The sequence below is a fragment of the Parendozoicomonas verongulae genome, from assembly GCF_009711465.1.
GTDB classification, from domain to species: Bacteria; Pseudomonadota; Gammaproteobacteria; order Pseudomonadales; family Endozoicomonadaceae; genus Sansalvadorimonas; species Sansalvadorimonas verongulae.
Genome location: NZ_SMME01000604.1, coordinates 1 through 1,830 on the forward strand (window position 1 = coordinate 1; position 1,830 = coordinate 1,830).

Annotated in this window: 2 protein-coding genes; both read left to right on the plus strand. The window is 52.7% G+C overall.

Annotation, left to right across the window (positions count from 1 at the left end):
- A partial coding sequence (locus E1189_RS22995) for a hypothetical protein (protein ID WP_196221021.1) occupies nt 1–242 on the plus strand: 242 nt, incomplete at its 5' end.
- Between the two features lie 87 nt (nt 243–329).
- Nucleotides 330–1,830 (plus strand): hypothetical protein (locus tag E1189_RS01825; protein ID WP_155158379.1); only part of this gene is annotated, 1,501 nt, incomplete at its 3' end.

Here is a 1,830-nt window from a genome sequence, read left to right on the forward strand (position 1 = left end):
GGCACCTGCGAGATACCGGGCGCCCCTGCCCGAAACTCTACCCTGATCATCCATTACGTTATCAGACTTATCCCGATGATTTTACCGGCACTCAGGGCCGGGATCACCTGGGCTTAACCAGCCTTAAAATGCCGCTGTTTTTCCTGATCCGGGGTTTCTACCTGTTGGCTTATAAGCTGGCAGACCGGCTGGAAGGGCCTGTCAGCACATCTGTACACCGGTGTCAGTTTCTGAAACTTTGAGACTCCTGACAGGTCTGAATAACTGGTTACTTATGATTTGGCCATGGATGGTCAGCTATATGGAATAAACGTGAAAGGATACTGATAATGGATAACTGCTCGTTTTTGACTGTGTCACGATCCTTTACTGCCCCCCCTCCCGAAGCCGCCTCTGCTTATCCTGTCACAAATCCTGGGCACCTGGAAACGACTGGTTATGAACCATTGACGGCCATGGACACAACTCCCCTGGCCAGTTATTCCATCTCTCTTGCGCCCCCTGCAGCGCTTATTGCTCATAACCAGTACTCTGCCGCGGTACTGAAAAGCCTGTACCAGAGCTATGAAGTCAGTGACCCAGTTCAGGCGCTGCGTATGATAGAAGAGGGGTTAAACCTCAAAAGACTGGACATTCGCATAACAGCTTCTCCTGAGTCGATGCGTGCTGGCCTGAAAACGCTATTGCCTGACTACTCGCTGGTCAATTTGCTTTTCTCCCTGCCCACAGGGCTTAGGGATGCCCTTTTTGATTACGACCTGGGGCTCTTGCTTGTGAAGCAAGCACCATACACTTTCAATTCTCTGCCATCCGGACTGCTCACCCCGGCCTTTCTTGATGCCTGCATCGCCAGCAATAAACAGGTTCTTCCCAATGTGGCCAGGATGTTTCCTGGTCACCCTATAGACTTTGAAGCTTTGGTGCAGATAGAACCCACAGCTATTGTGAATGTGCCGCACCATCAGCGCACCCAGACCATGAAAGAGCAGGCTGTCCGATGCCTCCCCTGGTTGATCATGCATTTTGAAAACGATCCGGACCCTGGGTACAGCAAACTGTGCGAGGTGGCACTAACCCAGGAGGGGGGGGTTCTGAGCCATATTCCCAAGCACCGTATCACGCTGGATATGGTGAAATTGGCAATGAACAGCGAACCGGTACCCCGCATACAAAATATTCCAATGCACATGCGTACGTCGGCCATGTGTCAAAAGCTTCTGGAGAAGGCACCGGCGATTAATTGGCAAACTTATACGAGTGGTTGCTACCCTGAGAATTTCCTTGAACGCTTCCCGGATTTGATGCCACACCGAAGCCGTTTTTTTTACTGGCTGGCAGGGCTGCCTGTGGCCAAGCGTACCGAAAAACTGTGTGCAGAGTTTATACAGCAGTTTCCAGACGCCACGCACTTGATTCCAGAGCCAATCTTGACCAGACACCCGGAATGGCTGCGAGAAAAACCAATCCCCCCCGCGATGGATAGTCATTATGTTTCCCTGTGGAGAGTCCCTCTTCCAGACAGTGGACCGGAAGCCTGTCGGAATTGGTTCAATCAGTACGGGCCCCTGCTGGAATTTTCAGAAGAACATCTGCGCCCGGGCACTCCTCCCTGGGTGTGTTTAACGGCCGATCCTAAGGTTCACAGGAACTGGCTGCCAAAGCACCTGATAAGCCATCTGATTCGCTATGGCGGCCCCGATGGTCCGGCGGCCCCCTGGGACACGACTATTGAGACAATTTCCGAATACGCCCTTGTCTATCCGGCACAGGCGTTGTGCTGCCCGCGGGAAGTGGCTCTGCTCCCTTTCCAGACCCGTAAGCGTTTGATGT